We start from the raw sequence: 26,632 nt of genomic DNA, 5'->3' as shown, positions 1-26,632 counted from the left end.
TGTAATGGCAGAAAAATCAGCAGTATTTTTTGATATAGATGGTACACTTTGGAACTACGACAAATTCATTCCAGATAGCTGTAGAGAAGGAATAAAGCAGCTCAGGGAAAACGGGCATTTGGCTTTTATCTGTAGTGGGCGAGCAAGATCTTTTATTCAGGATCCAGATTTGCTTAGTCTTGGATTTGATGGAATTGTTTGTTCATGTGGATGTCATATTGAAATAGGTGGAAAAACAGTTTACGAAAAACTAATTGATGTGGATAAAGCTATCGAAACAGTTGAACTGATTCGTGGATACGGATTCAGACCTATTCTAGAAGGACCAAATCAGTTGTATATGGAAGACCGTGAGTTTGGCTTGGATGATGGATTTGGCAATATTTTGCGCAGGGACATGGGAAGTAATTTGCTTGGAATCGACAGCAATTATGGAAAGTGGACAATTAACAAAATGTCATGTGCAACAGATGTTGATGAGGAAATGAGAATAGAGTGCTACGATAGACTTCGTAAGGACTATCAGATTATCGAGCATAGTGACACTGTTTGTGAGTTGGTGCCAATAGGTCATACCAAAGCGACCGGCATGATGAAAGCATGTGAGCTTGCAGGCATTGATCCAAAGAATACATATGCATTCGGTGATAGCGAGAATGATTTAGATATGCTTGCAGCAGCTGCTGTAGGCATTGCAATGGGGAACGGTACTGAACGTGCAAAGGCAACAGCAGATTATGTGACAACTGCCTTTGACGATGATGGCATATACAATGGATTAAAGCACTTTGGGTTAATCTAAAATTAAGCTAAATAATATAAAGCCTTATCACCGAGTGTGATAAGGCTTTTTTGCGATTAATCTTCGGAAGAATTTAACATATTAAGATTTGCAATAGCAGATTCAACCTCCGATTCAGACATACTATTAAGCTGTGTGAGTATATCATCTAAATCTATGTCAGTTTCAAAATCATCAAAGGCAACCTCATCAAGTTGAACTACGCATTCAGTGACGACTTCTTTTGGTGCTGTTTCTAGAATGTTTTCTATAGTGACATTTCCATCAATATCAATTTTTGCGTTAATATCAAAACCAGTATCTGCAAATTCAGGAAGATTTGATTCATCTAGGATGGCTTTTATAGTTTTTTCAGATACGTCATCGAAGAAAATAGTATATGATGCCCCCTCGGGAACCTCGAAAGAAGATGAAAGCTCAACTAATGTTGTTTCGGCTCCTTCATAGTATGCTTCGCAGTACTCTTTTTGATATTTGATGTTGACCTCACAAAGATATTCATGAGTTTTTTCTACTACCTCCACAACCTCACTTCTTTCTTCCTCAAATTCAGTTGATGCTTCAGGTGAATCTTCGACTATTTCATCAAATGCTTCAGGGGATAATTCGTCTGGTTTTTCATCGAAAGTGGTGTTTTCTTCAGTTTGTTCAGTTTCTTCTATTACTTCAGTGTCTTCTATTACTTCAGTGTCTTCTCCAACTGCTTCTGTTTCTGCTGCCTCATCTGGTGGCACGATTTCTTCAGAAGATAAATATATTCGTTCGTCATTATCATCATCAGCGTAAACTGTGGTGGAAAAGAACAACGAGGATACAGTTGTGGCTAGTATTAAAGTGATTAGTTTTCTTTTCATTTATTAATGCCTTTCTATTTAATATTCTATTTTGATTTGGTTGATGCGGTAAGGTCCAAACGCATTACCAATGTAATTGCCTGAGCTGTTATAGTTTTTTACAATAGTTTGAGCGTTTATTACTATATATAATCCCATTAAATCTTTGTCGGAGCGGTCTGATAAGTCAAAAACAGCATCCATAACGGCTACAGATGTGGAACCAGATGAGAGGTTGCGTTGATCGACAATTGCACCTTTGGAATTCATTAACGATATAACGGCATCACAGGCAACCAGATTAATTGAAATAGCTTGCGGGCCAGGGCTTATTTTGTCTGCAGCAAGTGTACATGAACCATAGCCTATTCCAGCAGGGGCACCGGATATGTCATCGGAAGTGAATATTTTCAAACCGGAACCATGGTAGACTGTAGCTGAGCGTTGCTCGGAATTTGTTGTGCTTTCGTCTACAGATTTTATTCCAAATGTGGCAGTATAAATTGTTTTATCGCTATAGGATTGAGTAGCAACATTAGTAGATGTTACGGTGTATGTATTATTGCAATTTGGACACTGCATAGTACAGATACAGTAGGAATGGTCAGGTGCCCATGAATAAGCTGCCGGTTTGTATGAATGACCATGTCTTTGACAGGCGGTTATATCAACATAATAGTAAGTAGATGTCATGGTATGATATTTAGGCTGATCTGGAAATAGGCCTGGGGCGTTAGTGTGTAAATACTCTGCCATAGCAGTGCTGATACAATCGCCACTGGAGTTATGTCCTTTATGACCTTGCTCTACTGTTCCATGAGCTTCGATATATAGTTCTTGCCAAATGTACTTTGTGGGCACACTAATGGTGGCGCTTGAAGACCAAAAACCTTTAGGTGCACTACCCGAGGTAATAACCTGGCCATAGGCATTCCTGATGGTGTAGCTTAAGGAAGAACCATACATGTATTGATACGTATTTCCGTTAGTTGTAAGGACGATGGTTTTTGCGCCAATAGGTTTAGTTGCTCGTATAGTTCCGGATGTATCGGTGTGACCAGAACAATCCCATGACCCAGTTTCTACAAGATTTAAATGACAGCCTCCAATTCCCCATTTGCCAATCAATGCTGAGCTACTACCGGATGGAATGGTTGGATGATTAGGATTGTTTGGGCTAAGGTAATATCTTGAAAGCCAGTCTTCCATTTGCTGTTTTGTTGTTGGTTGTCCTTCTACAAGATTTCTGAAAGTCGAATAGTAGGAATCGTTGTTAAAGCATATGTTCCAGCATAACCAATCGTAGTCTTCGTCACCTTTATTAGTACCAGATGAACGACCGCCGGGCCAATCATTTCCGTAGTCACAATCAGCATCAGATGCCCAAATAGCACCCATGTCGCTGAACCTACAAATGTCTTTGGCTCCATATCGTAATTCCGATAGTTTATCAAAACGTTCAATGGAGTTTGCAATTAAATCACCCACTTTACATTCTGGGGTGTTGATACAGTAATTGAAAAATTCTTGATTAACTTCTCCGCGAGTAAAGCCGTAACCAGAAACTGCCATCAAACTATATAATTCTGAAGAATTATTTAGAGAAGCAATTGCGTTAGTTCTATTTCGAATGTAATCATCTACGAGAAATTCAATGTAGGTCTTTACCCAAGTTTTTTGAGGAATACTAAGGCTGGAATAGTTACTTCCAAATGCTCGTAGAATATCAATATCATGAGTATCACTAGCGGTGCGTAGTGCAGTCCACTTAGCATTAAGTTTTTCTTCGGAAGTAGAGTTGGCACCCATAAGGAATACATTTGTATCTGAATCCTTTCCACCACCAAGGTAGGTTCCACTTGAAGTTAGATATATTAGACCATCAGCGAGAAGGGGGTGGTCATGAATCCTTTTTGCATATTCACTAAAAACTTGAGGCTGCTCATTTATCCAGTTAATGATAAATTCAGGATTGTTTATTATTGTCTGATACAAAAAAGCATCGAATTCAGGATTATATGTAATCTGAATGTCTTTAGATGATTTGACATCACCCTTTGGACTAACATAATCGCTGTAATATTTGTTAGTCCAGCATGTAAAATTAGGATTGAACCAAGGCTTATCATTGGTCCAATGAAGCTCCTCATTGAAAAGCTTTAGCCAGACATACTGAATCGCATCGCTTTTAGCTGAGGAATACTTAGATAAATAGTTTACGTAGTCAGATCTAAAGGGAATAAATATAGAATCTTGATTCGTATAAACGTTATTTTCTTTAGCCTGCGCAGATATTGAAGCGCCAAAGAGCGCACTAAATACAACCATCAATGACAGTAAAGTGTTGATGATTTTTTTAACCATTTTTTTCATTAACTCCTCCTGATATTAAAAAGGCTTAAAGCTATCGCCAACGTAGTAACCATGTGAGTTTGTGGCAGGATCATATCCGAATTCAAAATAGGTTTCATTGTCGGATATACGGTCGTTGATACGATTGATTTGCTCCTGTAAGTCGTTATCTTTAGAATCCATGTTATCCTTTAGTTTAGCGTCACCTTGTTCTTGAGATAATATAAGCTCATCATGCATTGATTCCATTTCCTGGAATATTGTTTTTTCTAAGTTGTTAAGAATCTTTTCTAGATCGGTTAATTCCCAAGAGCTGCTATCTGAAGGAGAGGCTGTGTTGTTATCTTTTAATGAAACATAAAGATGCTCGTTATATATAACGTATGCACCTTTGCTATAAACGCCGCCTGAAGAATAATCTGAAGCACCGAGAGAATTCTTATAAGTACGTCTAAGCTCATCAATCATGGAAGTAAGATTTGCTGATTTATCATTAAGCTGGCCATCAGTATAAGCCTTAAGCTTTTCGATTTCGCTTAGCAGTTCTTTGTAGTGTTTACTATCAGTATTTGTATTCTCATCTAATTGTGCCTGAAGTAACTGGATGAGCTGATCCACGTAAGCTTTATTTTCGGCGTACTTGGTTTCAATTATTTTTGTGAGAGCATCAATGGCATCCTTGTTGTCCTGTATATCTGAATAGATATCATTTTCCGTAAGATATTGATTGATTATTTCTTCCAATGCCTGGTTTTGCTCAGTGGTAAAACCGTTAGAAGATTCAATATACTCAGCAAGGAATTTTAGAATTTTCTTTTTGGCAGCTTCCTGGTTTAAATCGCCATCTGTATAGTCATCAATAGCATCTAGATATGAATTTGTGATGTATTCTTGGATTTCATCTACAGTAAGCTCTGAAGCTGAAACGGTCTTCATAGAACGAAGATTATTAATACCCGCAATCATGAAATGACCGAGTGTTACAAGTAGCACCAGCGCCAGTGTAGAAATGAACACAGCGATTTTGTTTAAAGTGCCATCTGGATATCTATAAGTGTCAATAATGTCCTGTAAAAGGGTATAGTTGTCCCTTGTATCGTTTGAATTCTTTTTCATATAACTCGTATCTCCTTATTTTAGAAATTGGTTGATTTTATTGTTGATAGACTGATAGTCTAGGGGACAATCTGAAGTTTCAAAAGTAGCAATCAGATTTTCGCCTAGATAGATTTGATTTTTTGCATAGCACATAATCTTATGGCTGAAGTCATTTAAATACTTCTCATCTTCCATAAGACCAAAATGCTCCCAGTACATAATCTGCCCAGTTTGTGGGTGCAAGATTGTAAAATCGGGCGCAAAAGTAGCGTCATCAATTGTAATTAAGTTTTCATATCTGAATGGAATTTGCTGCTCAGATAGAGCAATCGCAATCATAGACTCTGATTTAGATCGAACCATTAGCCCGCCAACTGTAGGATGAACCAAGCTTTCTAGATAATTGGTATTCTTGGGATAGTCTGCATTTGCCCAAACAGTTGCCTCTGAATCTAGTTTCCCGAGATAGTCAGAGAGTAGTTCTATATAGGCATTATCATTTAGAAGATTATTGAGTGCTACTTGAGCTTTTGTTGTTTTTGTTTCATGTAGCTTGATTTCAGCAAGAGATGCTTCTAATGCTTTTATCTTTAGCTTTACATATTTCTTTAAAGCAAGCTTCTTTGCCAAATCAATATTGCTCTTCTTTAGATAGTGTTGTTCATGATTATATGTAACAAACCATTTTGTTGAGTTAGAACAGTGCCCTATTGATAAATCTCCTTCTGGCAGAGTCTTTAATAACTTATTCAATTGATTAAGCTTTGTTTGTATTCTGTTTTTTTCTTCTTGGATTCAATCAACTCCTTTCATTTGAGATTTTTGCACTATTTAAAAATGATTGAGAAAAATTTGGCGAAACGCCAAGATGTATCAAAAGATACTTGGAGACTATATCATGGAGAATGAAAAATTACAAGAAGAAATTTTCTTATTTTTGTTTTGGGATTTATAACGGAGTGCTGTGAGGCGTTATTTTGTCTGGGATTATGGGATGAAATAATTTTTAAAATTTATATGCGAAATGGGGATATGGCTAAAATAAGAGGGGGGAGTATTTAAGTGATAGATGAGAATAGAACAATACTTGTATGTTAGTTGTAGCAGGTTAACAACATGAATAAATTAATATGAATTCCTGGAAAGCATAGTTTGCTTGAAAGAATAGCATAGATGTATCAAAAATCAGGCATAATAGTGATGATAAAAGTAACTACAGATAGTAGTTCGAAATCTTTAACTGAAATTGGGGCGATAAGCAGGGTAAATGAGGTGATTGCAATTTGAAAAGTATTGAAAACTCGAAGATTGTAAGTTCAATACTTGGAGAGCAAGAAAGCATGGCAAAATAAATAGATAAAAGTATTAAAATAGTTAAATATAGAAATATAATACTTTGAGACATATATGAATTGCAACATAATGATTATTATGTAGACAAAGGGGAACGGTTGAAGTATTAAAAATAAAATATAAGTCAATTTAATACTTTCTTCGATATATTCTGTTATGAATCCTTGTTTTTCAAGTATTAAACTTGAAATTATCTTATTTTTAATACTTTTGAAATTACAAACGCAAATTTTCTGCGACTTTTAGCCCGAATACAGTTAAATGGTTTTAAGTATTGCCGCCCCGAAATTATTATAGACATGATATTGTCAGATTTGAATTTAAAAAATGAGATGAGGAGTCAGTCTGAGGTATTGAATTAGAAAATAAAAACTATTCAATACTTTGGAACTACAGTAATCCAAGGAAAGAGCCAGTATGAAGTATTACATTAGAAAAGGTAGAGACTGCAAATTCAATACTTCCCCAGAATAAATTCATATGAAACATCCATTCAGATTAACTTCCCTCATCTTGACAGAATAGGGAAATTTTTCTATTATTAGATAAGTTTAAATGCGTTGATGGAGAGGAGTACACAGACCTCGTCCTGTAGAGAGGGCCGCTCACCGGCTGAAAGGTGGCCTAGGATAGAATTGTGGAAGGTAGCTTCGGAGCAGGTGGTGAACAAAGCGCGGCCGGAAAAAGTCGTGGATAAGCCAACCCGAGTCGTTCCCGTAAGGAATAAGATGAGTTATAAATGCAGGTGGTAACGCGAATTTTCGCCCTGTGTACGTAGTAATACGTGCATAGGGCTTTTTTAATGCCTAGAAAGGAAAAGAAAATGAAAGAATTAGCAAAAACTTATGATCCTAAGGGCCTGGAAGACAGACTCTATAAGAAGTGGGAGGAGAATGGCTATTTCCATGCTGAGGTTGATCGCAGCAAGAAGCCATTCACTATTGTGATGCCACCACCAAATATTACAGGACAGCTTCACATGGGACATGCATTAGATAACACAATGCAGGATATTCTTATCAGATACAAGAGAATGCAGGGCTACTCAGCTCTTTGGCAGCCAGGTACTGACCATGCAGCTATCGCTACAGAGGTAAAGGTTATCGAGCACCTTAAGAAGCAGGGAATCGAAAAGGATGACCTTGGTCGTGAGGGATTCCTTGAAAAGTGCTGGGATTGGAAAGATGAGTATGGAACACGTATCATCAACCAGCTTAAGAAGATGGGTTCTTCTGCTGATTGGGAGCGCGAAAGATTCACAATGGATGAAGGCTGCTCAAAGGCTGTAGAAGAAGTTTTTGTTAAGCTTTACAACGAAGGCTACATCTACAAGGGCAACCGTATTATTAACTGGTGTCCAGTTTGCCAGACTTCTATTTCAGATGCAGAAGTAGAGCATGAGGAGCAGGCAGGTCATTTCTGGCACATGAAGTATGAAATCGTTGGCGAGCCAGGCCGCTACGTTACATTCGCTACAACACGTCCAGAGACAATGCTCGGTGATACAGCTGTAGCTGTTAACCCTAAGGATGAAAGATATCAGGATATCATTGGCAAGACAGTAATGCTTCCATTTGTAAATCGTGAGATTCCTGTTGTTGCAGATGAATATGTAGATATGGAATTTGGTACAGGTGTTGTTAAGATTACTCCAGCACATGACCCTAACGATTTCGAGGTAGGAAAGAGACACAACCTTCCTGTTATCAACGTTCTCAATGATGATGCTACTATCAATTCAAACGGTGGCGAGTTTGAGGGAATGGATAGATACGAAGCTCGTGAAATCATCGTTAAGAAGATGGACGAGATGGGTCTCCTTGTAAAAATTGAAGACCATACACACAATGTTGGTACACATGATAGATGTAACACAACAGTAGAGCCAATGGTTAAGCCACAGTGGTTCGTTGCAATGGAAGAGCTTGCGAAGCCAGCTATCGAGGCAATCAAGACAGGTGAGCTTCAGTTCGTTCCAAAGAATTATGACAAGACATATTTACACTGGCTTGAGAACATCCGTGATTGGTGTATTTCACGTCAGTTATGGTGGGGCCACAGAATCCCTGCATACTATTGCGAGAAGTGCGGTGAGACAGTTGTTGCTAAAGCTTCAGAGGCTCCAACAGTTTGCCCTAAGTGTGGACACACTCATATGAAGCAGGATGAGGATACACTTGATACATGGTTCTCATCAGCTCTTTGGCCATTCTCAACACTTGGTTGGCCAAACAACACAGAGGAGCTTGATTACTTCTATCCAACAGACGTACTTGTTACTGGATACGATATCATCTTCTTCTGGGTAATCAGAATGGTATTCTCAGGTTACGCACATACAGGAAAGTCGCCATTCCACACAGTACTTATCCACGGCCTTGTTAGAGATTCACAGGGACGTAAGATGTCTAAGTCACTTGGAAATGGTATCGATCCACTTGAGATTATCGATAATTACGGCGCTGATGCACTTCGTCTCACTCTTATTACAGGTAATGCTCCTGGAAACGATATGAGATTCTACAACGAGCGTGTTGAAAACAGCCGTAACTTCGCAAACAAGGTATGGAACGCTTCACGTTTCATCATGATGAATCTTGCTGACAACCAGGTTACTGAGCCAGCTACAGCAGACCTTGCAACAGAAGATAAGTGGATTATCTCTAAGGTAAACACACTTGCAAAAGATGTTACAGAAAACATGGATAAGTATGAGCTTGGTATTGCAGTTCAGAAAGTTTATGATTTCATTTGGGATGAGTTCTGCGATTGGTATATCGAAATTGTAAAGCCACGTATGTACTCAGAGGAATATACAGCAAGCAAGAATGCAGCACTTTGGACAGCTAAGTATGCACTTACAAATGCACTTAAGCTTCTTCATCCATTCATGCCATTCATCACAGAAGAAATCTTCTGCACTCTTCAGAGCGAGGAAGAAACAATCATGCTTTCAGTTTGGCCTGAGTATGATGAGACAAAGAACTTCCCAGTTGATGAGGCAAAGGTTGAGCGTGCAAAGGATGTTGTTCGTGGTATGAGACAGCTTCGTACAGATATGGATGTTCCACCTTCAAAGAAGGCAGCTATCCACATCGTTTCAGATAATGCTGAAGTACGTGCTACATTTGATGAAATCACACCAATCTTCAAGACACTTGCAGGTGCAACAGAAGTTTATGTTCAGGCAGATAAGCTTGGCATTGGCGATGATGCTGTTTCAGCAGTTATTCCTGATGCAACACTTTTTGTTCCACTTGAAGATCTTGTAGATTTCGAAAAGGAAAAAGAGCGTCTTACAAAGGAAAAAGAGAAGCTTGAGAAAGAGCTTGCTCGTTCACGTGGAATGCTTTCAAATGAAAAGTTTATGAGCAAGGCTCCAGAGGCAAAGGTTGCCGAAGAGCGTGAAAAGCTCGCAAAATATGAGGCGATGATGGCACAGGTTGAGGCTCGTCTCGCATCTATGAAATAGGAGGAAACTATGGATATTAAGAACATTTTAAGCAAATGCGATCACACTTTACTTGGTGTGGATGCAACATGGAATGACATTAAGGGGATTGTTGATGATGGAATGAAGTATGAGACTGCTTCAGTTTGCATCCCAGCTAGCTTTGTAAAGCAGGCTGCTGATTATGTAAAGGAGCAGGGCGGACATCTTCCAATCTGCACAGTAATCGGATTCCCAAATGGTTATGCTACAACAGCAAGCAAGTGCTTCATGGCGACAGATGCAGTAAACAATGGTGCAGAAGAAGTAGATATGGTTATCAACGTAGGCTGGGTAAAGGAAGGCCGTTATGATGACGTTCTTGCTGAGATTAATGCAATCAAGGCTGCTTGCAATGGAAAGCTTTTAAAGGTAATTATCGAGTGTTGCCTTCTTACAGACGAAGAGAAGATTAAGATGTGCGAAGTTGTTTCTAAGTCAGATGCAGATTACATCAAGACATCAACAGGTTTCTCAACAGGTGGAGCAACATTTGATGACATCAAGCTTATGGCAGATCATATGACAAATGGTAAGCTTATCAAGGCTGCAGGTGGAATTGCATCACTTGAGGATGCTCAGAAATTTATCGACCTTGGAGCATCTAGACTTGGTACAAGTAGAGTTGTAAAGGCTGTTAAAGGACTTCCAAACGATGGCAAATACTAATCAGCTGTGAAATTTTCATGAAAATTCTAGTAAAATTAGAATATTTCATGACAAAATTAGAAATAATAACTATAATTATCTTAATATATAGTACTATACATGTATTATGAGGATTTTGTACTGAAATTACTACTAGCATAATGTTTTGGGGGACTTATGGCTCAGCCGGTTAGCGCGTTTGCACCAAAAGTACAAGTATCATCAGACGGTTTGGAAGCTACTATGACTTTCAAAATTCCTGATGGAAAAAATGAAGTACCTAAGTTTACTGCAGCACAGTTACTTGGGTTCTTGAGTAATGCCAATGTTTCCTTCGGAATCGATCAGGAGATGTTGGCAAGGCTTGCCGATAGTCCTATTTACGGAAGGCCTATAAAGGTTGCAGCGGGCACACCACAGCAGCAAGGTACCCCGGGATATTATGAGTATCTTTTTGATACAAACTTCAATAGAAAACCAACGATTCGTCCAGATGGCACTGCCGACTATATGAGTATTAAAACAATAGAGACAGTGCAGGAGGGCGATGTTATTGCTACATATCACCCAGCAGTTCAAGGCAGTAGAGGTATGTCTGTTCGTGGACAGATTCTCGAGCCTAAGCCTGTGAGAGATTTGCCACCATTGATTGGTAGAGGCTTTGACAGATCAAGTGACAATCTTACATACACAGCAAAGATTGATGGAAAAATAGAGGTAAACCAGGGAAAGATTTTAGTTTCTCCTGTTCATGAAGTGCAAGGTGATGTTGGCATAGAAACAGGTAACATCAAGTTTAACGGTGATGTTATTGTGCATGGCGGCGTACATGATGGTGCCGTTATTGATGCAGCAGGAAATGTCATAATACATGGGCTTATAGAGGATTGTGACATTCGCGCAGGCAAGGATTTATTCTTGCTTTCAGGCGTAAAGGGAAATGAAAAAACAATTATTGATTGCAAGGGCTCTATCACAGCTCAGTTCGTAGAGTATGCAATCATCACATGTTCGGGCAATATTACAGCAGATTATTTCTTTAAGAGTAAAATCTCCTGTGATGGTCATATAGAATTAAATGGAAACAATGCTTCTATTATAGGAGGATATGTTTCTGCAGTTCAGGGTGTAGAGGTCAATGATATTGGCAACTCATTTGGAACTATTACAAATGTATCGGTAGGCGTTGATGTTGAGCGCGCTGCTGAATACGAAATGTTAGCGAAGAAAATAATGGCACTTAATGCCAATGTTCAGAAGATAAAAAAAGGTATCGAGGACTTCGACAAGCTAGGCGAAGAACGCGGTATCAATGTAAAAGAAGATCCAAGACGTATGCAGCTTCTCCGTGTACGTATTCGTGATGAGGCAATCGTTTTGGAAGAAACCAAAAAGCTTAATTACATGAAAGAAGTTATTATGTCTGGCAAGGACGCTACTATCAAGGTGTATAGACGTCTATATGCAGGAAGCAATCTTTCTGTAGATGATCATCATGCAAGTATCAACGAAACTCATGAAGCAATCGAGATAGAAAAAAGCGAAGAGGGCATAAGACTGGTTAAAATAAGAGGCTAGACAGAGGTAAATCATGATAGATTTCGAAGAAGAATTAAAAAAATATGAACCTGCCATAGAAGTAGAGCAGGCCGAGGCAGATATTAAGGCCAGAGACTTAACAGATTTAACAGATTTGTTAATGAACTTATCTACTCAGCAGAATAACGGAAAATAATCGAAGCTTATATTTTACGGAGAATAATAAATGCAATGTTTTATGTGTGGTACCGAAGTTGGTAACGACAAAGTTTGTTACAACTGCGGTGCCGATATTTTGTTATACAAACAAATCATATACACATCCTATGTGTTCTATAATCAGGGCTTGGAAAAGGCCAAAGTCAAGGACTTATCTGGTGCAATTGATTCACTGAAATCATCACTTCAATACTACAAGTATAATACTAGAGCACGTAACCTTCTTGGACTCTGCTATTATCAGACAGGGGAGATGGTTAGAGCTTTAAATGAGTGGGTTCTCTCAAAAAATCTGCAAGAGGAGGATAATCCAGATGCAGATAGATATCTTGCAGAAATTGAAAGTGATCCAGGTCTTTTAACAAAGACTAATTCCACAATCAAAAAATACAATCAGGCTATCGAATATTGCAAGGCTGGTAGTAGAGATTTGGCTATGATTCAGCTGAAAAAGGTTGTAAGCCAGAATCCAAATTTTGTAAAGGCTTTGCAGTTGCTTTCTCTTCTTTATATTCAGGAAAAGAAGTATGCTGACGCAAGAAAATTCCTGAGTCAGGCAGCTAAAATCGATAGCAATAATACTACGACAATACGATATATCCACGAGGTGAAGGAACGTCTCAAGGAGCAGAATACCGGCAGAAGAAGAAAGAAAAACGATGTAGTTACTTTCGCAGATGGTAACGACACAGTTATCATGTCTGAGAATTCATTTAGAAGCATGCTGGACAACTCACGAGCAAGCTTCATGAATATTTTGCTTGGATTGGTTATCGGTTTGTTGATTTGTTTCTTCCTTGTTGTGCCAACAGTTAGAGACAATATGACTGACGATAATACTGACACTGTCCTTGCTCTGAATGAAGAATTATCAGATGCAAAAACAGAGAATGAATCTCTTCAATCAGAAATCGAAAGCTTACAGTCAAGCTTAAGCGCTTATGATGACAAGCAGGATATTGCTACATCTTACGATAATCTATTCGCAGCTCAGAATTATTACAACGAGGGTGATAGCGTTACTGCAGCTGATTATATTCAGCTTGTTACAAGGGATGTGCTTGGAGAACAGGGACAGACTGCATATGACAACCTATATGCAAGCTTGTCATCCACAATAATCCAGGGATATTACGATGATGGCAATAACTTCTACACAGAAGAAAACTACGAAAGTGCAATCACAAATTTCAAGACAGTTGTTGAAATAGACGAGACATACAATAGCGGAGCAGCTCTATTTTTACTTGGAGATTGCTACAGACTTACAGGAGAAACTGAGTTAGCACTTGAATGCTTTAATCGTGTTGTTGAGCTTTACCCAAGTAATAAATGGGGCAAGCAGGCAAAGGTTTACATTGCGGCTGATGACACAGAATTAAGTGCTACAGAAGTAGGTGAATAATATGACAGATTTTGAATTAGTAAAGTTAGCTCTAGAAGCTAGAGAAATGGCGTACACACCATATTCTCATCATAAAGTTGGCGCTGCTCTTTTATGCAAAGATGGTACAGTTTTCAAGGGATGCAATGTTGAAAACGCAGGATACACTCCTACAAATTGTGCTGAGAGAACTGCAGTGTTCAAAGCAGTAAGCGAGGGTTACAAAGAATACGAAGCCATTGCAGTAGTTGGTGGAATGGATAATCTAAAGGATCTTCCACTTTGTGCACCTTGTGGTGTATGCCGTCAGGTACTTAATGAATTTGGTGATCCTGATACCTTTAGAATTATTCTTGCAGAAGTTAAAAATGTGGACAATTTGTCTAACATTACACAGGATGATGTCAAAATGACAAACAAAACCTTAAAAGAGATACTTCCACTAGGTTTTGGACCAAAAAACTTGTATATAGAATAGTCACAAAAAGTCCTATATTTGTTGCAAAAATAGCAAAATAAATTATAATTTAACTATGTGTTTCTTTATCAGAAGAAACAAAGCAAATAGGAGGAATAGAAGAATGAAAAAGAAGTTATTAAGTGTACTTCTCGTAGCTGCTATGGCTGTATCAACATTTGTTGCATGTGGATCATCTGCATCATCTGATAGCTCATCAGCTACAACAACTGAGGGGGCTGCAGAAACTGAGGCAGCAAGCGATTTTAGAATCGCAATGATTACTGACTCTGGTGATATCACAGATCAGTCATTCAACCAGACAACATACGAGGCTATTCAGGCATTTTCTGCTGAGACAGGTGCTGATTTCCAGTACTACAAGCCAGCAGACAACACAGACGATGACCGTGTTGCTGCATTTGAGAACGCAGTAGCTGATGGTTACAACGTAGTAGTTTGTCCAGGTTATCTTTTCGCTGCTATGATTGCAGAAGTTGCTGACACTTATCCAGATGTTACAATCATCGCACTTGACTGTGGTGAGGGCGACTTCGCTGATGCAGGCATGACAGAAATCCCTTCAAACGTATGTGCATTCACATACCAGGAAGAGCTTGCTGGTTACATGGCAGGTTATGCAGTAGTTAAAGAAGGCTATACAAAGCTTGGTTTCCTTGGTGGTATCGCTGTTCCAGCTGTTATCCGTTATGGATACGGTTTCGTAGCAGGTGCTGATAAGGCTGCTGAGGAGCTTGGAAATTCTTCTGAGGTTGAAGTTAATTATGTATATGGTGGTCAGTTCCAGGGTGATGAGGCTATCACAGCTACTATGGATTCTTGGTACTCAAACGGTACTGAAATTGTATTCGCTTGTGGTGGTGGTATCTACACATCAGCTTGCGAAGCTGCTGTAAAGGCTGATGGACACGTTGTTGGTGTCGACGTTGATCAGTCAGGCGTAATTCACGATCAGTATGATGTTGAGGGTCTTTGCGTAACATCTGCTATGAAGGGTCTTGCTGCAACAGTAGAGGCTACACTTACAGATGTTGTCAATGGAAATTGGGATGCTCATGCAGGAAAGATCGAGAACCTTGGTCTTGTATCAGGTACAGATCCTTCTGTAAACTATGTTCAGCTTCCAACAGACACATGGACAATGCAAAACTTCACAGTTGATGATTACAACACACTTGTTTCTCAGATGTATGATGGAACAATCACAGTTGACGTAAGCATCGATGCTATGCCAACAACAACAATCAAGGTTACAGAGTTTGATAATATTCACTAAGGCGTAACTAGATTACAAAGGGAAGGCTTAGTCCTTCCCTTTTTTTGAAATTATAGCAAGGCTATAAAAATCCTTATATGAGGTGTAATGATTTTTATGGTTTTGCTAGCTGAGTCAGGCTAGGCGTAAATCAAAAATTTTATTGTAGAAAGGTATTGCGATGGAAGATTATGTAATTGAGATGCTGCATATTACAAAAGAATTTCCAGGCATAATTGCAAATGACGACATCACTTTGCAACTTAAGCGCGGAGAAATTCATGCACTTCTCGGTGAAAATGGAGCTGGAAAGTCCACTCTTATGAGCGTTCTTTTTGGACTGTACACTCCAGAAAAGGGAGTAATTAAAAAAGACGGTAAAGAGGTTAAAATTAGCAACCCAAATGATGCTACTGACCTAGGTATCGGAATGGTTCATCAGCATTTCATGTTGGTAGATATCTTCTCGGTACTTGATAACATCATTCTTGGATCAGAGCCAAGCAAGTTTGGTTTCCTCACAAAGGAAGAAGCCAGAGCAAAGGTTATTAGATTGTCTGAAAAGTACAATCTTAAGGTTGATCCTGATGCTATGGTAGAGGATATCACTGTTGGTATGCAGCAGCGTGTAGAAATCCTTAAGATGCTTTACAGAGATAACGAAGTTCTTATCTTTGATGAGCCTACAGCTGTTCTTACACCTCAGGAAATAGATGAGCTTATGAAAATCATGAAGGAGCTTGCAGCAGAAGGTAAGTCAATCCTTTTCATCACTCACAAGCTCAACGAAATCATGGAAGTTGCTGACAGATGTTCAATCCTTAGAAAGGGTAAATACATCGGTACAGTTGATGTTGCAAACACTACCAAGGAAGAGCTTTCTTCTATGATGGTTGGACGTAATGTAAAGTTTGCAGTAGACAAGGCACCAGCAAATCCTGGCAAAGAAGTATTGAAGGTAGAGAATGTATGTGTAAAGAGTAAGATTCATTCAAATGATTCTGTACACAATGTTTCATTCAATGTTCGCGCCGGTGAAATCGTATGTATTGCTGGTATCGACGGAAATGGTCAGACAGAGTTTGTTGGAGCTCTTACAGGTCTCGATGATATTTCAAGTGGTAAAATCACTCTTTGTGGTGAGGATGTCACAAAGAAATCTATCAGATATAAGAACACACATGGTATGAGTCATGTCCCAGAAGACAGACATAAGCATGGTCTTGTTCTTGACTATACTCTCGAGGAAAACATGATTCTTCAGAGATATTTCCAGCCAGCTTTCCAGAAGGGTGGACTTATCAAAAAGAAAGAGATGAGACAGTACTCTGACAGACTTGCAAGTGCATTTGATGTTCGTTCTGGTCAGGGCGCTCGCACAATTGTCCGTTCTATGTCTGGTGGTAACCAGCAGAAGGCTATCGTTGCTCGTGAGATGGATAGAGACCATGAGCTTCTTGTTGCAGTTCAGCCTACAAGAGGTCTTGATGTTGGTGCTATCGAATATATCCACGAGGAAATCGTTAAAGAAAGAGACAACGGTAAGGCAATCTTACTTGTTTCTTTAGAGTTGGATGAGGTTATGAACTTATCTGATAGAATTCTTGTTATGTATGAAGGTGAAATCGTTGGAGAGGTAGATCCAAAGCAGACTACACTTCAGGAACTCGGCCTTTATATGTCAGGCGCAAAGCGAGACAACGGAAAGGAGGCTAACTAATGGGAGAGAAGATTAGCTTTTTTAGACGCCCTGCCGTTCAGACGATTATTGCGTCAATTCTATGTGCAGTTTTAGGTATATTCATCGGATATATCATTCTACTTACAATGAATGCTGAGCATGCGACTGAAGGTATGCAGGCAATCATTACAAACTTTTTCAAGTTTAGCGGGAACTCAACAGTTCTTATGAAATACATGGGATCATTCCTTGTAAAATCAATGCCACTTATTCTTTGTGCTGAAGCAATTCTTTTTGCTTACAAAGCCGGATTGTTCAATATCGGAGCTGCCGGTCAGTACACAGTAGGTATTATCGCCAGCCTTTATTGCTCATTGGCACTGGGTTGGAATTGGTTCTTATGTGTTGTTGCAGCAATTGCTGCAGGTGCTCTTTGGGGATTTATGGCAGGACTCCTTAAGGCATACTTCAACGTAAACGAAGTTATCGCAGGTATCATGCTCAACTGGATTGGCTTATATCTTTGCAACATTATCATTGGTGGCGAAAAATGTATGAATCAGACAAAGTCTGAGACATTTGATATTGTATCAGTTAATCCATCAGCAATATTACCTGGATTTATACAGGATTTCTTCGGTGGCAATAAATACACAACAATCGCAATACCAGCAACAATTATTATTGCTATCGCAATCCTTGTAGTTCTTAACAAGACAACATTTGGTTATGAATTAAAGGCAACAGGTCACAACAAAGAGGCTGCTAAATATGCAGGTATGAATGCAAAGCGCAATATCATCCTTACACTTGTTATTTCAGGTGCCATTTCAGGATTTGCAGCTTCTCAGTTCTATCTTACAGGAATGGAGCACTACACAATTTCTGCTTCAGTTCCAGGCATGGGATTCTCAGGAATCGCCGTTGCGTTCCTTGGTGGTTTACATCCAATCGGAACAATTTTCGCTGGCTTATTTGTAGAGTACATTACTCTTGGTGGTCAGTACCTCAACACAAACTATTACAACCCACAGGTTGCTGATTTAGTTATCGCTATTATCATTTACCTTTGCGGTTTCGTATTGTTCTTTAAGACATTAGTTAATAGACCAGCTAAGGTAAAGGTTAACGCCAATGCCGAGCCAGCAACAAAGTCAGCTAAGGCTGAAGAAAAGGAGGTGTAGTATGGCTTTACTTATTCAATACACCCTCATCTCATCAGCAGTACTGATTCTTGTAGCTTTGGGTGGTATGTTCTCAGAGCGAAGCGGTATCATCAATCTTGGTCTTGAAGGAATCATGGTATTCGGAGCTATGGCAGGTGCTATGGTAATGGTTCTTGTTCCTGAAAATTGGCCAAAGGCAGCAATCATCGTTTGCACACTTTGTGCAGCAGCAATCGCAGGTATGCTTTCATCACTGTTAATCGCAGTTGCCTGCATCAACTTCAAGGCAGATCAGACCCTTGTAGGTACAGCTGTAAACATGCTTGCAACAGCAGCAGCTACTGTTATTATCAAGGCTTTCAACACAACACGTTCTCACGGTTCAGATTTCTCTGCAAAGCTTGATTACAACAGAGGTTACAAAGCATTTATTATTCACACTAGCAAAATCGACTTCAACTGGTTCGAGGTTGTTGGTTTAGTTCTTCTTGTAGCAGCAATTGTCGTATTCTACAAGACAAAGTTTGCTCTTAGACTTAGAGCATGTGGTGAGCATCCACAGGCAGCAGATTCAGTAGGTATCAATGTATACGCTATGAGATATGCAGGTGTTCTTATTTCAGGATTCCTTGCAGGTATCGGTGGTATTATCTACATCGCAGCTGCAAACTCAACATGGCATTTTGATTACGGTGTTGCCGGAGCAGGTTTCCTTGCTCTTGCAGTTATGATTTTTGGTCAGTGGAAGCCAGAGCGTATTGCGTGGTCAGCAATCCTCTTCGCTGTATTTAGATCACTTTCAAACGTATATACAGCAATCGGATTCTTACACGCATTACCTATTTCAGGAACTGTTTACAACATGTTCCCTTACATTGTTTCACTTATCGTTCTTGCATTTACATCACAGAATTCACGTGCACCAAAGGCAGAAGGAATTCCATACGATAAAGGTGCTAGATAAATTATCATATGAAAATAATTAACGTAGACGAAATGAAGCCGGGAATGATTCTGGCGGAAAAGATAATAAGTCCTAAGGGACAGGTTCTTGCCGATGAAGGTACAGCCATAACAGCTCAGCAGCTTTTGCACATGAGCTATTATGGCATCAAGGAACTAAAGATTCAGGACGAGGAAGATGCGATTGAAAAATATCAATTCGATGCGCCTGATGAGTTCATTGGTGAGACTCAGTCTTGGCGAATTCTCAATAGTGAGGAGTTCAAAGAGTTCAAGCGAGCATATGAAAAATGCTCCGATAGGCTTGAAAGGATTATCAGTGATTTTGCTGAGAAACAGGGGGCATTGGATGATACCGAATTAATCCAGGAGATTCATTCGGTGTTTGAAAAGCATTCTACAGGTCTTGGCATTATGGCTATGATGCTAAACATTCAGGAGATTGACCGTAGCACATTCAGGCATTCTGTGAATGTGGCAATCATTTCCAGAGTGTGTGGAGGATGGCTTGGTATTACAGATGAGAAAGAACTTGATGTTCTTACTATGTGTGGTCTTTATCACGATATAGGAAAATCTCTTGTGCCTCACAGTATTTTGACAAAGCCAGGTCCACTTAATGCAGAAGAGTATGGTCGAATGGCCGAGCATCCACTTCTCGGATATAATCTGCTTAGTGATTTGCCAATAGACAGACGTATAAAGCTTGCTGCTCTTCAGCACCATGAGCGTAATGATGGCAGCGGTTATCCTTATGGTCTTACAAAGGACTTTATTAATCCTTTTTCAAAGATAATAGCTATTACAGATGTGTATGACGCTATGACAGCTGATAGAGTATATCGAGCTGGAATTTGTCCATTTGAAGTAATTGCTCAGTTCCAAAGAGTGGAGCCAAGCAAGTACGATCAAAATGTCTTACATGTCTTTCTACAGAATATTGCCCAGTCCTATATTGGGACAGGAGTGCTTCTTTCGGATAATTCTCGTGGAATTATCACTATGGTTAAAAAGAACGCTTTAGCAAGTCCACTAATACAGCTGGATGACGGTTCGTTCGTAGATTTGCAGGAGCGTACAGATTTGTACATTAGAGCTTGTATATAAAGAAAAGCTAGGAGTTATTGCTCCTAGCTTTTTTTGCTTATGCACATATAAGTGATTATTTTAATAGATTATCAACAACCCCAAGTCCATCAAATGTTGCAAGATAATCCTTGATTGTTTCTGGACGACGGATAAGCTTGAAGCTGCCATCTTCTTTAAGAAGAACTTCAGCGCTCTTAAGCTTTCCATTGTAGTTATAACCCATTGAGTAGCCGTGTGCACCCGTATCGTGGATAAATAGGATGTCTCCCATATCGATTTGTGGAAGCTGACGGTCTACAGCGAATTTATCGCAATTCTCACAGAGTGAACCAGTGATGTCGTATACCTTATCCGCTGGAGCATTTTCCTTTCCAAGAACTGTTATATGATGATATGAACCATATACAGCTGGACGCATAAGGTCTACAGCACATGCATCCACACCGATGTACTCCTTGTAAATGTGCTTTTCGTGGATAGCTGTTGTAACAAGTCCACCATAAGGTCCCATCATAAAACGACCCATTTCAGTGAAGATAGCAACATCTCCGAGGCCGGCAGGAACAAGAATCTCATCAAAGGCCTTGTGAACGCCTTCACCGATCACTGCAATATCGTTTGGCTTTTGATCTGGACGGTATGCAATACCAACTCCACCAGAAAGGTTAACAAACGAAATGGCAATACCTATCTTTTCTTTAAGCTCAACAATAAGTTCAAATAAAGTCTTTGCAAGGGCAGGGTAGTAATCATTTGTAACAGTGTTTGAAACAAGGAATGCATGGATTCCGAATTCCTCAACGCCCTTATCTCTGAGAACCTGATATGCCTCGAAAATCTGCTCCTTAGTCATTCCGTATTTGCTATCCCCAGGGTTGTCCATGATGCCGTTTGAAAGCTCATATACGCCGCCTGGATTGTATCTGCAACACATCTTCTTAGGAAAATGACCAACGGCTTTCTCGTAGAAATCAATGTGTGTAAAGTCGTCTAAATTTACAATGACTCCTAAATCATCAGCGTACTTGAATTCGCTAGCAGGAGTATCATTAGAAGAAAACATTATATCGTCTTTTTTGAAACCAATCTGGTCTGATAATGCAAGCTCTACATATGATGCACAGTCAACGCCGCAACCTTCTTCCTGAAGAATCTTTAGGATGAATGGATTTGGATTTGCCTTAACAGCAAAATATTCTTTGAAACCTTTATTCCAGCTAAATGCCTTGTTTACCGCACGGGCATTTTCGCGGATTCCCTTTTCGTCATAAATGTTGAAAGGAGTTGGGATTGTTTGTGTAATTTCTTGAATCTTTTCTTTTGTAACAAATGGGGTTTTCATAGCTATTCATCTCCTTGACAATGATACTCAACTTTGATATGCTTTTTCTTGCTGAATAAGCAAGCTGGTGTGGCTCAGAGGTAGAGCACTTCCTTGGTAAGGAAGGGGTCACGGGTTCAATTCCCGTCACCAGCTCTTTTTTATTATCTTCTTTTCTCTGATTGGGAATACTTTATCATAATAAAGTGTTAATGTAAACTGATTTTGCACAACTGATTATAATTTTAGGAGGTATATAAATGGACACTAGTAAATATGTAGACTACATGGTAAATCAAACTGTTGATATTCTGGGCATAGATAGCCCTACAGGGTTCACAGCCACTGCTGCCAAGCATTTAATGGCAGAATATGAAAAGCTTGGTTATAAGCCTCAGATGACCACTAAGGGAGGTATCCTTGTTGATTTGGGAGGCAAGGCAGAGGATGATGCGCTTCTTATCGAAGCACACATGGATACTCTTGGTGGAATGGTTTGCAAGATTAAGGACAACGGTAATCTTGAGCTTACTCCACTTGGTGGATTCAATCCAAACAATGGTGAGTCTGAGAACTGTCGCATCTACACCAGAGACGGCAAGGTTTACGAGGGAACATTCCAGCTTAATGACGCATCTGTTCACGTTAATGGAGATTACTCTACAAAGACTCGTGAGTTTAAGGGGATGGAAGTGGTTGTTGATGAGGAGGTTTCATCTGCAGACGATACAAAGGAACTTGGTATCATGATTGGTGATATTGTTGCTTTCGAGCCACGCACAAGAGTTACAGAGTCAGGCTACATCAAGAGTCGTTTCCTTGATGATAAGCTTTCTGTTGGAATTCTTCTTGGCCAGGCAAAATATTTGGCAGACAACAAAATCACACCAGAGAGAAAGGTATACCATCATATCACTGTTTATGAAGAGGTTGGACATGGCGCATGCGGCACTGTTCCAGATGGTGTTACAGAGATTCTTTCAGTAGATATGGGATGCATTGGCGAGGGACTTGATTGCAAGGAGACACAGGTAAGTATCTGTGCAAAGGATAGCGGTGGCCCTTACAACTATGATGTGGTTTCTGCTTTGATAAAGGCTGCTAGAGAGAATGATATCGATTTTGCTGTAGATGTTTACCCTCACTATGGTTCAGACGCTGATGCGGCTCTTAACGCGGGCTACGATGTAAAGCATGGACTTATCGGAGCTGGTGTTTATGCAAGTCATGGATACGAACGCTCTCACAAAAAGGGTGTTGAAAACACATTCAAGCTTCTTATCAACTATGTAAAATAAATAGAGCTGATTATATTAAAAGACAAGGCATAATGGGCCTTGTCTTTTTGTTTTACTTGAGAATTATTAGTTGTAGTGCTTTAACACATCAAGTCCTAGTAATAAAGCTTTTTCGTGAGAGTCCTTTCCGAAATCTCTGGCATCATAATCATGAACGTTTGCCAAAGAATCTCCGGTGAAGAGGAACTGACCGAACTTTGCGCCGCGCTTTTTACTAACAGCGGCAAGGGCAGAACATTCCATTTCCACAACAGAACATCCCTCATCTAATCTATGTTTAACCATATCTTTTGTCTCTCTGAAAAATGCATCTGTAGTCCAGGTAGTGCAGGTTACAAATGGAAGATTATGGTCATTAAAACAGCTTTCAATGGCCTCTATAGGCTCTGCATCAAGCTCTATAAATCGAGAAGCAGGAAGGTAGTGATATGAAGTGCCTTCGGCTCTGAGGGCTTTTGTAGGAACGATAAAAGCGTTTTCAGGTAAATCAGCCAGTACACCGCAAGAACCAACTGCGATTATCTTTTCACACCCGCATGCTATCAACGAATCCAAAAGTGAAGCAGCGGCAGGAGCACCGATTATTGGCTGCACCAGGCAGATATCTTCAACGCCATTCTGCATAACATAAATATTTACAATGTGAGAAAAAGTTTTGAATTCTTCCACCTTCCTGGCATTGTGCTCCAGGGCGTATTTTTCAACTACATCACCTAGGAATGCAAAAAGACATTTCTTTGGAAGGGCTACATTATTCCATTCATATGCTGGAGCTATTACTTCAGCTGAGTGGTCGTCGTATTCAAGTATTGGTATGTCGTGTTTAATAATCATGGTGTTCCTCCCTTTATTTTTTAATGGATAGTATAACAATAAAAAAGTGGCCTAGCAATGCTAGACCACTTTTAATTTATGCCGGCTGCGGGACTTGAACCCGCACGATGTTGCCATCAACAGATTTTGAGTCTGCCTCGTCTGCCAATTCCGACAAGCCGGCGTCCGCAGACTAGTATACTAAATTAGATTGATAATTGCAATGCGTTTTTTAGTTTTTCTAGCAACTTTCCGTACTGGTCGATGACGTCGTTGTGATGGCTTTTTATATAGTCAATTTTGTTTTCTTTTGCTGCGAATTCAAGGTTCTTTGCGGCACTGGAAAGTTCCTCTGCACCGATAGTAAGAGCAGTGCCTTTTAGTGAGTGGGCAATGATTTGATAATTAGCCCAGTCCTCTTTTTGAAGGAGGCTGTTCAACGCTTCACGTTTGTCTTCGTTAACAAATGTAGTGACAATCTGGCGGTAGAAATCTTCATCGCCTGCAGCAAATTCCAGGCCAGCTTTTGCATCTATAAAGCTAAGTGATTTGATGAATTCACTTTCTTCTGGCTCCTGATTAGAATCAGCTTCTGGCTCCTCAGTAGCTTGAATCAAATCTTCCGGTAAATGCTTCAATACCATTTCATCCAAAGCATCAGGCTTAATAGGCTTTGAAAGATAATCCGTAAATCCGTTTTCCAGATATTTCTTATCTGCACCCATCATTGCATTAGCGGTAAGCATAACAACAGGTGTTTCAAGATTAGCACTGGCTCCATTTGCACGAATGCGTTGGAGCACTTCGATACCGTCCATCTCTGGCATCATGTGATCCAGGAAGATGATATCGTATTTACGTTTATGCGCCAGGGCGAGAGCGTCATGGCCATTTAAAGCTGTATCAATCTGTATCTGTGTCTTCTTTAATAGACCAACAAATACATCCAGGTTCATTTGCACATCGTCTACTGCAAGTATTCGAGCTTTTGGCGCAATAAAGCTATTTGTATAGGTAAGTTTCTTGCGCATATCCAAATCAGTTAACTCACCGATTGGCTCAGGGTTGCTTATCTGCTGAGGTATTTCAACGGTGAAAGTAGAGCCATGCTGATAGGTGCTTTCTACATTGATAACACCATGCAATAAGGATACAAGGTTCTGGGTGATTGTTAAACCGAGGCCGGTACCCTGGATGGTTCTGTTTCTAGAAAGCTCGAATCGCTGGAAGTTCTCAAAAATATGAGGTAAGTCTTCCTCTTTTATACCGATACCGTTGTCCTTGACCTGAATAACAAGTGCAAGGAAGTTATCATTTCTTTCTTTGTAAGTAGCACTAAATTGTATGTTTCCGCCTTCAGGAGTGTATTTCACAGCGTTAGATAGAAGATTAGACAGAATCTGCTTGATTCGGATATCATCGCCAATCAGCCCTGTTGGAAGATTTGGGTCACAGGTAAATGACAGCATCTGATTCTTCTGGGAAGAAAGGCTTGTAAACATGTGATAACACTCTATTAAAAGATGCTGAATGTTGTATTCGCCAGAGACAACTTCAAGCTTGCCGGATTCAATCTTTGAGAAATCAAGTACGTCATTAATTAAGGATGTAAGATTCTTTGAGGCGACGTTGATGTTTTCTGCGTATTTTAAAATGGTTTCGTCTTTGCATTCGCGGCGAATCAGCTCATCCATACCGGAAATAATATTAATAGGAGTACGGATTTCGTGGGAAATATTGCTGATGAATTCGGACTTTGCTTTATTAGCTGCCTGAGCTTCATCGATAAGTCGGTTTTCTTCAGTAAGATCAGTAGCAACAAGGATATAGCACATTGGCTGGTTGCTTCTATCGAATTTGCAGGAGAAATTGACGAGGATAACCTTGTTTGTCAACTTTGACGTCAATCGATAGTCAATTACATCTCCTGTGGTGGCTTTTTCAAACATCTTAAGTGGCTCGCCTGAATTTAACTCAAAAATCTCTTTTAAACGAATACGATGTGGCTCATGGTCGAGACCCAAAAGCTTGTCAGCGTATTCATTGGATAGATTGAGGTGATAGTTGGTATCAAATACCAGCAGACCAGTTCCCAATGTAGAAAAGATGTCTTTACTGATACTGTTAACAGTGATGTTGAACATCATGTAGTTGTTGGATGCAACGAAGAAAACAATAAATGCGAAAAGCATACCAGTGCAATAAAACACATGAGTAAGATTAAATTCACTATGGTATATGCGGAAGTCAGGAACAGTTGATGCAGCTAAAATAAGGTTAGAAACATATGCAAAGAATACGAGACGTTTTTCCCTTTTAAAACGCACAGATACTGCCCAAACGCATGCGATAATAAACATAGAAATAGACATTATAATTAAGAACGTATAATGGAAAAGATGGCGATATGGATCGAGACGTACATACGCAGTATAGTTTGCGTAGCGCACGAAAGTATCAGATTCCTTACTTCCAAAAATCACAATATCAAACAACGAAGCAAGACCTGATAAACCTATAATGAAATACTCTGCAAATCGGCTGAAATTTAAACAGCTGGTTACAAGAAGGATTTCAGCCATAAGATAAATATCGATTCCGATAAGCCCGAGCACTCTAAAATAGTATGCGAATCTAAGGTCTGGGCTGAGGGACATGATAGAGTATCCCATACAGCATAGACCATTTCCTAAGGCTAGCATGAACACCGAATATTTGAAAAATCCTTTAGTGTGTTTCTCCCTTTTTAAAAAACTTGCACCTAGGTGCAGTGATGTGGCTCCAGCCAGCAAAATTATTATGTTAATGTATGTAATATTGTTAATTAAAAGTTCCATAAAATCATTATAT

The 26,632-nt window shown here is 39.6% G+C and carries 20 protein-coding genes and 2 tRNA genes; 14 read left to right on the top strand and 8 right to left on the bottom strand.

Annotated features, from left to right (window positions below):
* Positions 1-4 precede the first annotated feature (4 nt).
* The gene (locus tag CRN97_RS06310) at positions 5-802 is read left to right on the top strand and encodes an HAD hydrolase family protein (protein ID WP_044936929.1); all 798 of its coding nucleotides are present in this window, start codon (positions 5-7) and stop codon (positions 800-802) included.
* Positions 803-858: 56 nt separating this feature from the next.
* Here CRN97_RS06310 and CRN97_RS06305 read toward each other — a convergent pair whose 3' ends face one another.
* The 4 genes from CRN97_RS06305 to CRN97_RS06290 are packed head-to-tail and all read right to left on the bottom strand — an operon-like array spanning position 859 to position 5,838.
* Positions 859-1,656 carry a hypothetical protein gene (locus tag CRN97_RS06305; protein WP_097076248.1) on the bottom strand — a complete coding sequence of 266 codons (798 nt, stop codon included), beginning with the start codon at positions 1,654-1,656 and terminating at the stop codon, positions 859-861.
* Positions 1,657-1,674: 18 nt separating this feature from the next.
* Complete coding sequence (locus tag CRN97_RS06300; protein ID WP_097076247.1) at positions 1,675-4,008, bottom strand: hypothetical protein; 2,334 nt, start codon at positions 4,006-4,008, stop codon at positions 1,675-1,677.
* Between the two features lie 15 nt (positions 4,009-4,023).
* Positions 4,024-5,103, bottom strand: a complete 1,080-nt coding sequence (locus tag CRN97_RS06295) for a hypothetical protein (RefSeq protein ID WP_097076246.1) — start codon at positions 5,101-5,103, stop codon at positions 4,024-4,026.
* 15 nt (positions 5,104-5,118) lie between these two features.
* Positions 5,119-5,838: a hypothetical protein gene (locus tag CRN97_RS06290; protein ID WP_097076245.1), complete on the bottom strand. Its 720-nt coding sequence runs from the start codon at positions 5,836-5,838 to the stop codon at positions 5,119-5,121.
* 1,423 nt (positions 5,839-7,261) lie between these two features.
* On the opposite strand from CRN97_RS06290, the gene CRN97_RS06285 reads away from it, so the two are divergent.
* From CRN97_RS06285 to CRN97_RS06240, 11 genes are all read left to right on the top strand, one after another.
* Positions 7,262-9,910, top strand: a complete 2,649-nt coding sequence (locus CRN97_RS06285; protein WP_097076244.1) for a valine--tRNA ligase — start codon at positions 7,262-7,264, stop codon at positions 9,908-9,910.
* Positions 9,911-9,919: 9 nt separating this feature from the next.
* Positions 9,920-10,597, top strand: a complete 678-nt coding sequence (deoC, locus tag CRN97_RS06280) for a deoxyribose-phosphate aldolase (RefSeq protein WP_074788603.1) — start codon at positions 9,920-9,922, stop codon at positions 10,595-10,597.
* A 156-nt stretch (positions 10,598-10,753) separates the two neighbouring features.
* Positions 10,754-12,154 (top strand): FapA family protein, encoded by a 1,401-nt coding sequence (locus tag CRN97_RS06275; protein ID WP_049960348.1) that lies wholly within the window; start codon positions 10,754-10,756, stop codon positions 12,152-12,154.
* 13 nt (positions 12,155-12,167) lie between these two features.
* A complete protein-coding gene (locus CRN97_RS14125) occupies positions 12,168-12,311 on the top strand; it encodes a hypothetical protein (RefSeq protein ID WP_167541212.1) in 144 nt (47 codons plus the stop codon).
* A gap of 30 nt (positions 12,312-12,341) precedes the next feature.
* Entirely contained in the window at positions 12,342-13,739 is a 1,398-nt protein-coding gene (locus CRN97_RS06270) for a tetratricopeptide repeat protein (RefSeq protein WP_074788604.1), read from the top strand.
* Between the two features lies 1 nt (position 13,740).
* On the top strand, positions 13,741-14,196 hold the full coding sequence (locus CRN97_RS06265; RefSeq protein ID WP_097076243.1) for a cytidine deaminase: 456 nt from the start codon (positions 13,741-13,743) through the stop codon (positions 14,194-14,196).
* 103 nt (positions 14,197-14,299) lie between these two features.
* The gene (locus tag CRN97_RS06260; protein ID WP_097076242.1) at positions 14,300-15,472 is read left to right on the top strand and encodes a BMP family lipoprotein; all 1,173 of its coding nucleotides are present in this window, start codon (positions 14,300-14,302) and stop codon (positions 15,470-15,472) included.
* 160 nt (positions 15,473-15,632) lie between these two features.
* Entirely contained in the window at positions 15,633-17,171 is a 1,539-nt protein-coding gene (locus CRN97_RS06255; protein WP_097076241.1) for an ABC transporter ATP-binding protein, read from the top strand.
* A complete protein-coding gene (locus tag CRN97_RS06250) occupies positions 17,171-18,316 on the top strand; it encodes an ABC transporter permease (RefSeq protein ID WP_044936956.1) in 1,146 nt (381 codons plus the stop codon). Before CRN97_RS06255 ends, CRN97_RS06250 begins: the two co-directional genes overlap by 1 nt.
* A 1-nt stretch (position 18,317) precedes the next feature.
* The gene (locus CRN97_RS06245) at positions 18,318-19,262 is read left to right on the top strand and encodes an ABC transporter permease (protein WP_044936959.1); all 945 of its coding nucleotides are present in this window, start codon (positions 18,318-18,320) and stop codon (positions 19,260-19,262) included.
* An 8-nt stretch (positions 19,263-19,270) separates the two neighbouring features.
* A complete protein-coding gene (locus CRN97_RS06240; protein WP_074788608.1) occupies positions 19,271-20,368 on the top strand; it encodes an HD-GYP domain-containing protein in 1,098 nt (365 codons plus the stop codon).
* Positions 20,369-20,423: 55 nt separating this feature from the next.
* Here the strand turns inward: CRN97_RS06240 and CRN97_RS06235 are convergent, their stop codons facing one another.
* Complete coding sequence (locus CRN97_RS06235) at positions 20,424-21,692, bottom strand: diaminopimelate decarboxylase (RefSeq protein WP_097076240.1); 1,269 nt, start codon at positions 21,690-21,692, stop codon at positions 20,424-20,426.
* Between the two features lie 63 nt (positions 21,693-21,755).
* Between CRN97_RS06235 and CRN97_RS06230 the strand changes: the two genes are divergently transcribed.
* Together CRN97_RS06230 and CRN97_RS06225 are read left to right on the top strand one after the other, a co-directional pair.
* Positions 21,756-21,827 (top strand) — tRNA-Thr (locus tag CRN97_RS06230).
* 104 nt (positions 21,828-21,931) lie between these two features.
* Entirely contained in the window at positions 21,932-22,969 is a 1,038-nt protein-coding gene (locus CRN97_RS06225) for a M42 family metallopeptidase (RefSeq protein WP_044936965.1), read from the top strand.
* 66 nt (positions 22,970-23,035) lie between these two features.
* On the opposite strand, the gene CRN97_RS06220 is transcribed toward CRN97_RS06225, so the two are convergent.
* The 3 genes from CRN97_RS06220 to CRN97_RS06210 all read right to left on the bottom strand — a co-directional run bounded on the left by CRN97_RS06220 (position 23,036) and on the right by CRN97_RS06210 (position 26,619).
* Positions 23,036-23,803 (bottom strand): nucleoside phosphorylase, encoded by a 768-nt coding sequence (locus CRN97_RS06220; RefSeq protein ID WP_097076239.1) that lies wholly within the window; start codon positions 23,801-23,803, stop codon positions 23,036-23,038.
* A gap of 79 nt (positions 23,804-23,882) precedes the next feature.
* Positions 23,883-23,966 (bottom strand) — tRNA-Leu (locus tag CRN97_RS06215).
* Between the two features lie 22 nt (positions 23,967-23,988).
* Positions 23,989-26,619: a hybrid sensor histidine kinase/response regulator gene (locus CRN97_RS06210; RefSeq protein ID WP_179670691.1), complete on the bottom strand. Its 2,631-nt coding sequence runs from the start codon at positions 26,617-26,619 to the stop codon at positions 23,989-23,991.
* Positions 26,620-26,632 lie beyond the last annotated feature (13 nt).

Source organism: Pseudobutyrivibrio ruminis DSM 9787 (assembly GCF_900218035.1).
GTDB lineage: Bacteria > Bacillota > Clostridia > Lachnospirales > Lachnospiraceae > Pseudobutyrivibrio > Pseudobutyrivibrio ruminis.
Note: the sequence above shows the minus strand (reverse complement) of the source record. Positions and strands in the feature narration are given on the sequence as shown.

Bases quoted from the DNA above. Each gene is read 5' to 3' on its own strand.
- CRN97_RS06220 (WP_097076239.1), bottom strand. From the start codon at position 23,803: ATGATTATTAAACACGACATACCAATACTTGAATACGACGACCACTCA.
- CRN97_RS06225 (WP_044936965.1), top strand. From the start codon at position 21,932: ATGGACACTAGTAAATATGTAGACTACATGGTAAATCAAACTGTTGAT.
- CRN97_RS06255 (WP_097076241.1), top strand. From the start codon at position 15,633: ATGGAAGATTATGTAATTGAGATGCTGCATATTACAAAAGAATTTCCA.
- CRN97_RS06285 (WP_097076244.1), top strand. From the start codon at position 7,262: ATGAAAGAATTAGCAAAAACTTATGATCCTAAGGGCCTGGAAGACAGA.
- CRN97_RS06245 (WP_044936959.1), top strand. From the start codon at position 18,318: ATGGCTTTACTTATTCAATACACCCTCATCTCATCAGCAGTACTGATT.
- CRN97_RS06210 (WP_179670691.1), bottom strand. From the start codon at position 26,619: ATGGAACTTTTAATTAACAATATTACATACATTAACATAATAATTTTG.
- CRN97_RS06295 (WP_097076246.1), bottom strand. From the start codon at position 5,103: ATGAAAAAGAATTCAAACGATACAAGGGACAACTATACCCTTTTACAG.
- CRN97_RS14125 (WP_167541212.1), top strand. From the start codon at position 12,168: ATGATAGATTTCGAAGAAGAATTAAAAAAATATGAACCTGCCATAGAA.
- CRN97_RS06240 (WP_074788608.1), top strand. From the start codon at position 19,271: ATGAAAATAATTAACGTAGACGAAATGAAGCCGGGAATGATTCTGGCG.
- CRN97_RS06235 (WP_097076240.1), bottom strand. From the start codon at position 21,692: ATGAAAACCCCATTTGTTACAAAAGAAAAGATTCAAGAAATTACACAA.
- CRN97_RS06250 (WP_044936956.1), top strand. From the start codon at position 17,171: ATGGGAGAGAAGATTAGCTTTTTTAGACGCCCTGCCGTTCAGACGATT.
- CRN97_RS06260 (WP_097076242.1), top strand. From the start codon at position 14,300: ATGAAAAAGAAGTTATTAAGTGTACTTCTCGTAGCTGCTATGGCTGTA.
- CRN97_RS06310 (WP_044936929.1), top strand. From the start codon at position 5: ATGGCAGAAAAATCAGCAGTATTTTTTGATATAGATGGTACACTTTGG.
- CRN97_RS06265 (WP_097076243.1), top strand. From the start codon at position 13,741: ATGACAGATTTTGAATTAGTAAAGTTAGCTCTAGAAGCTAGAGAAATG.
- CRN97_RS06300 (WP_097076247.1), bottom strand. From the start codon at position 4,008: ATGAAAAAAATGGTTAAAAAAATCATCAACACTTTACTGTCATTGATG.
- CRN97_RS06305 (WP_097076248.1), bottom strand. From the start codon at position 1,656: ATGAAAAGAAAACTAATCACTTTAATACTAGCCACAACTGTATCCTCG.
- deoC (WP_074788603.1), top strand. From the start codon at position 9,920: ATGGATATTAAGAACATTTTAAGCAAATGCGATCACACTTTACTTGGT.
- CRN97_RS06275 (WP_049960348.1), top strand. From the start codon at position 10,754: ATGGCTCAGCCGGTTAGCGCGTTTGCACCAAAAGTACAAGTATCATCA.
- CRN97_RS06270 (WP_074788604.1), top strand. From the start codon at position 12,342: ATGCAATGTTTTATGTGTGGTACCGAAGTTGGTAACGACAAAGTTTGT.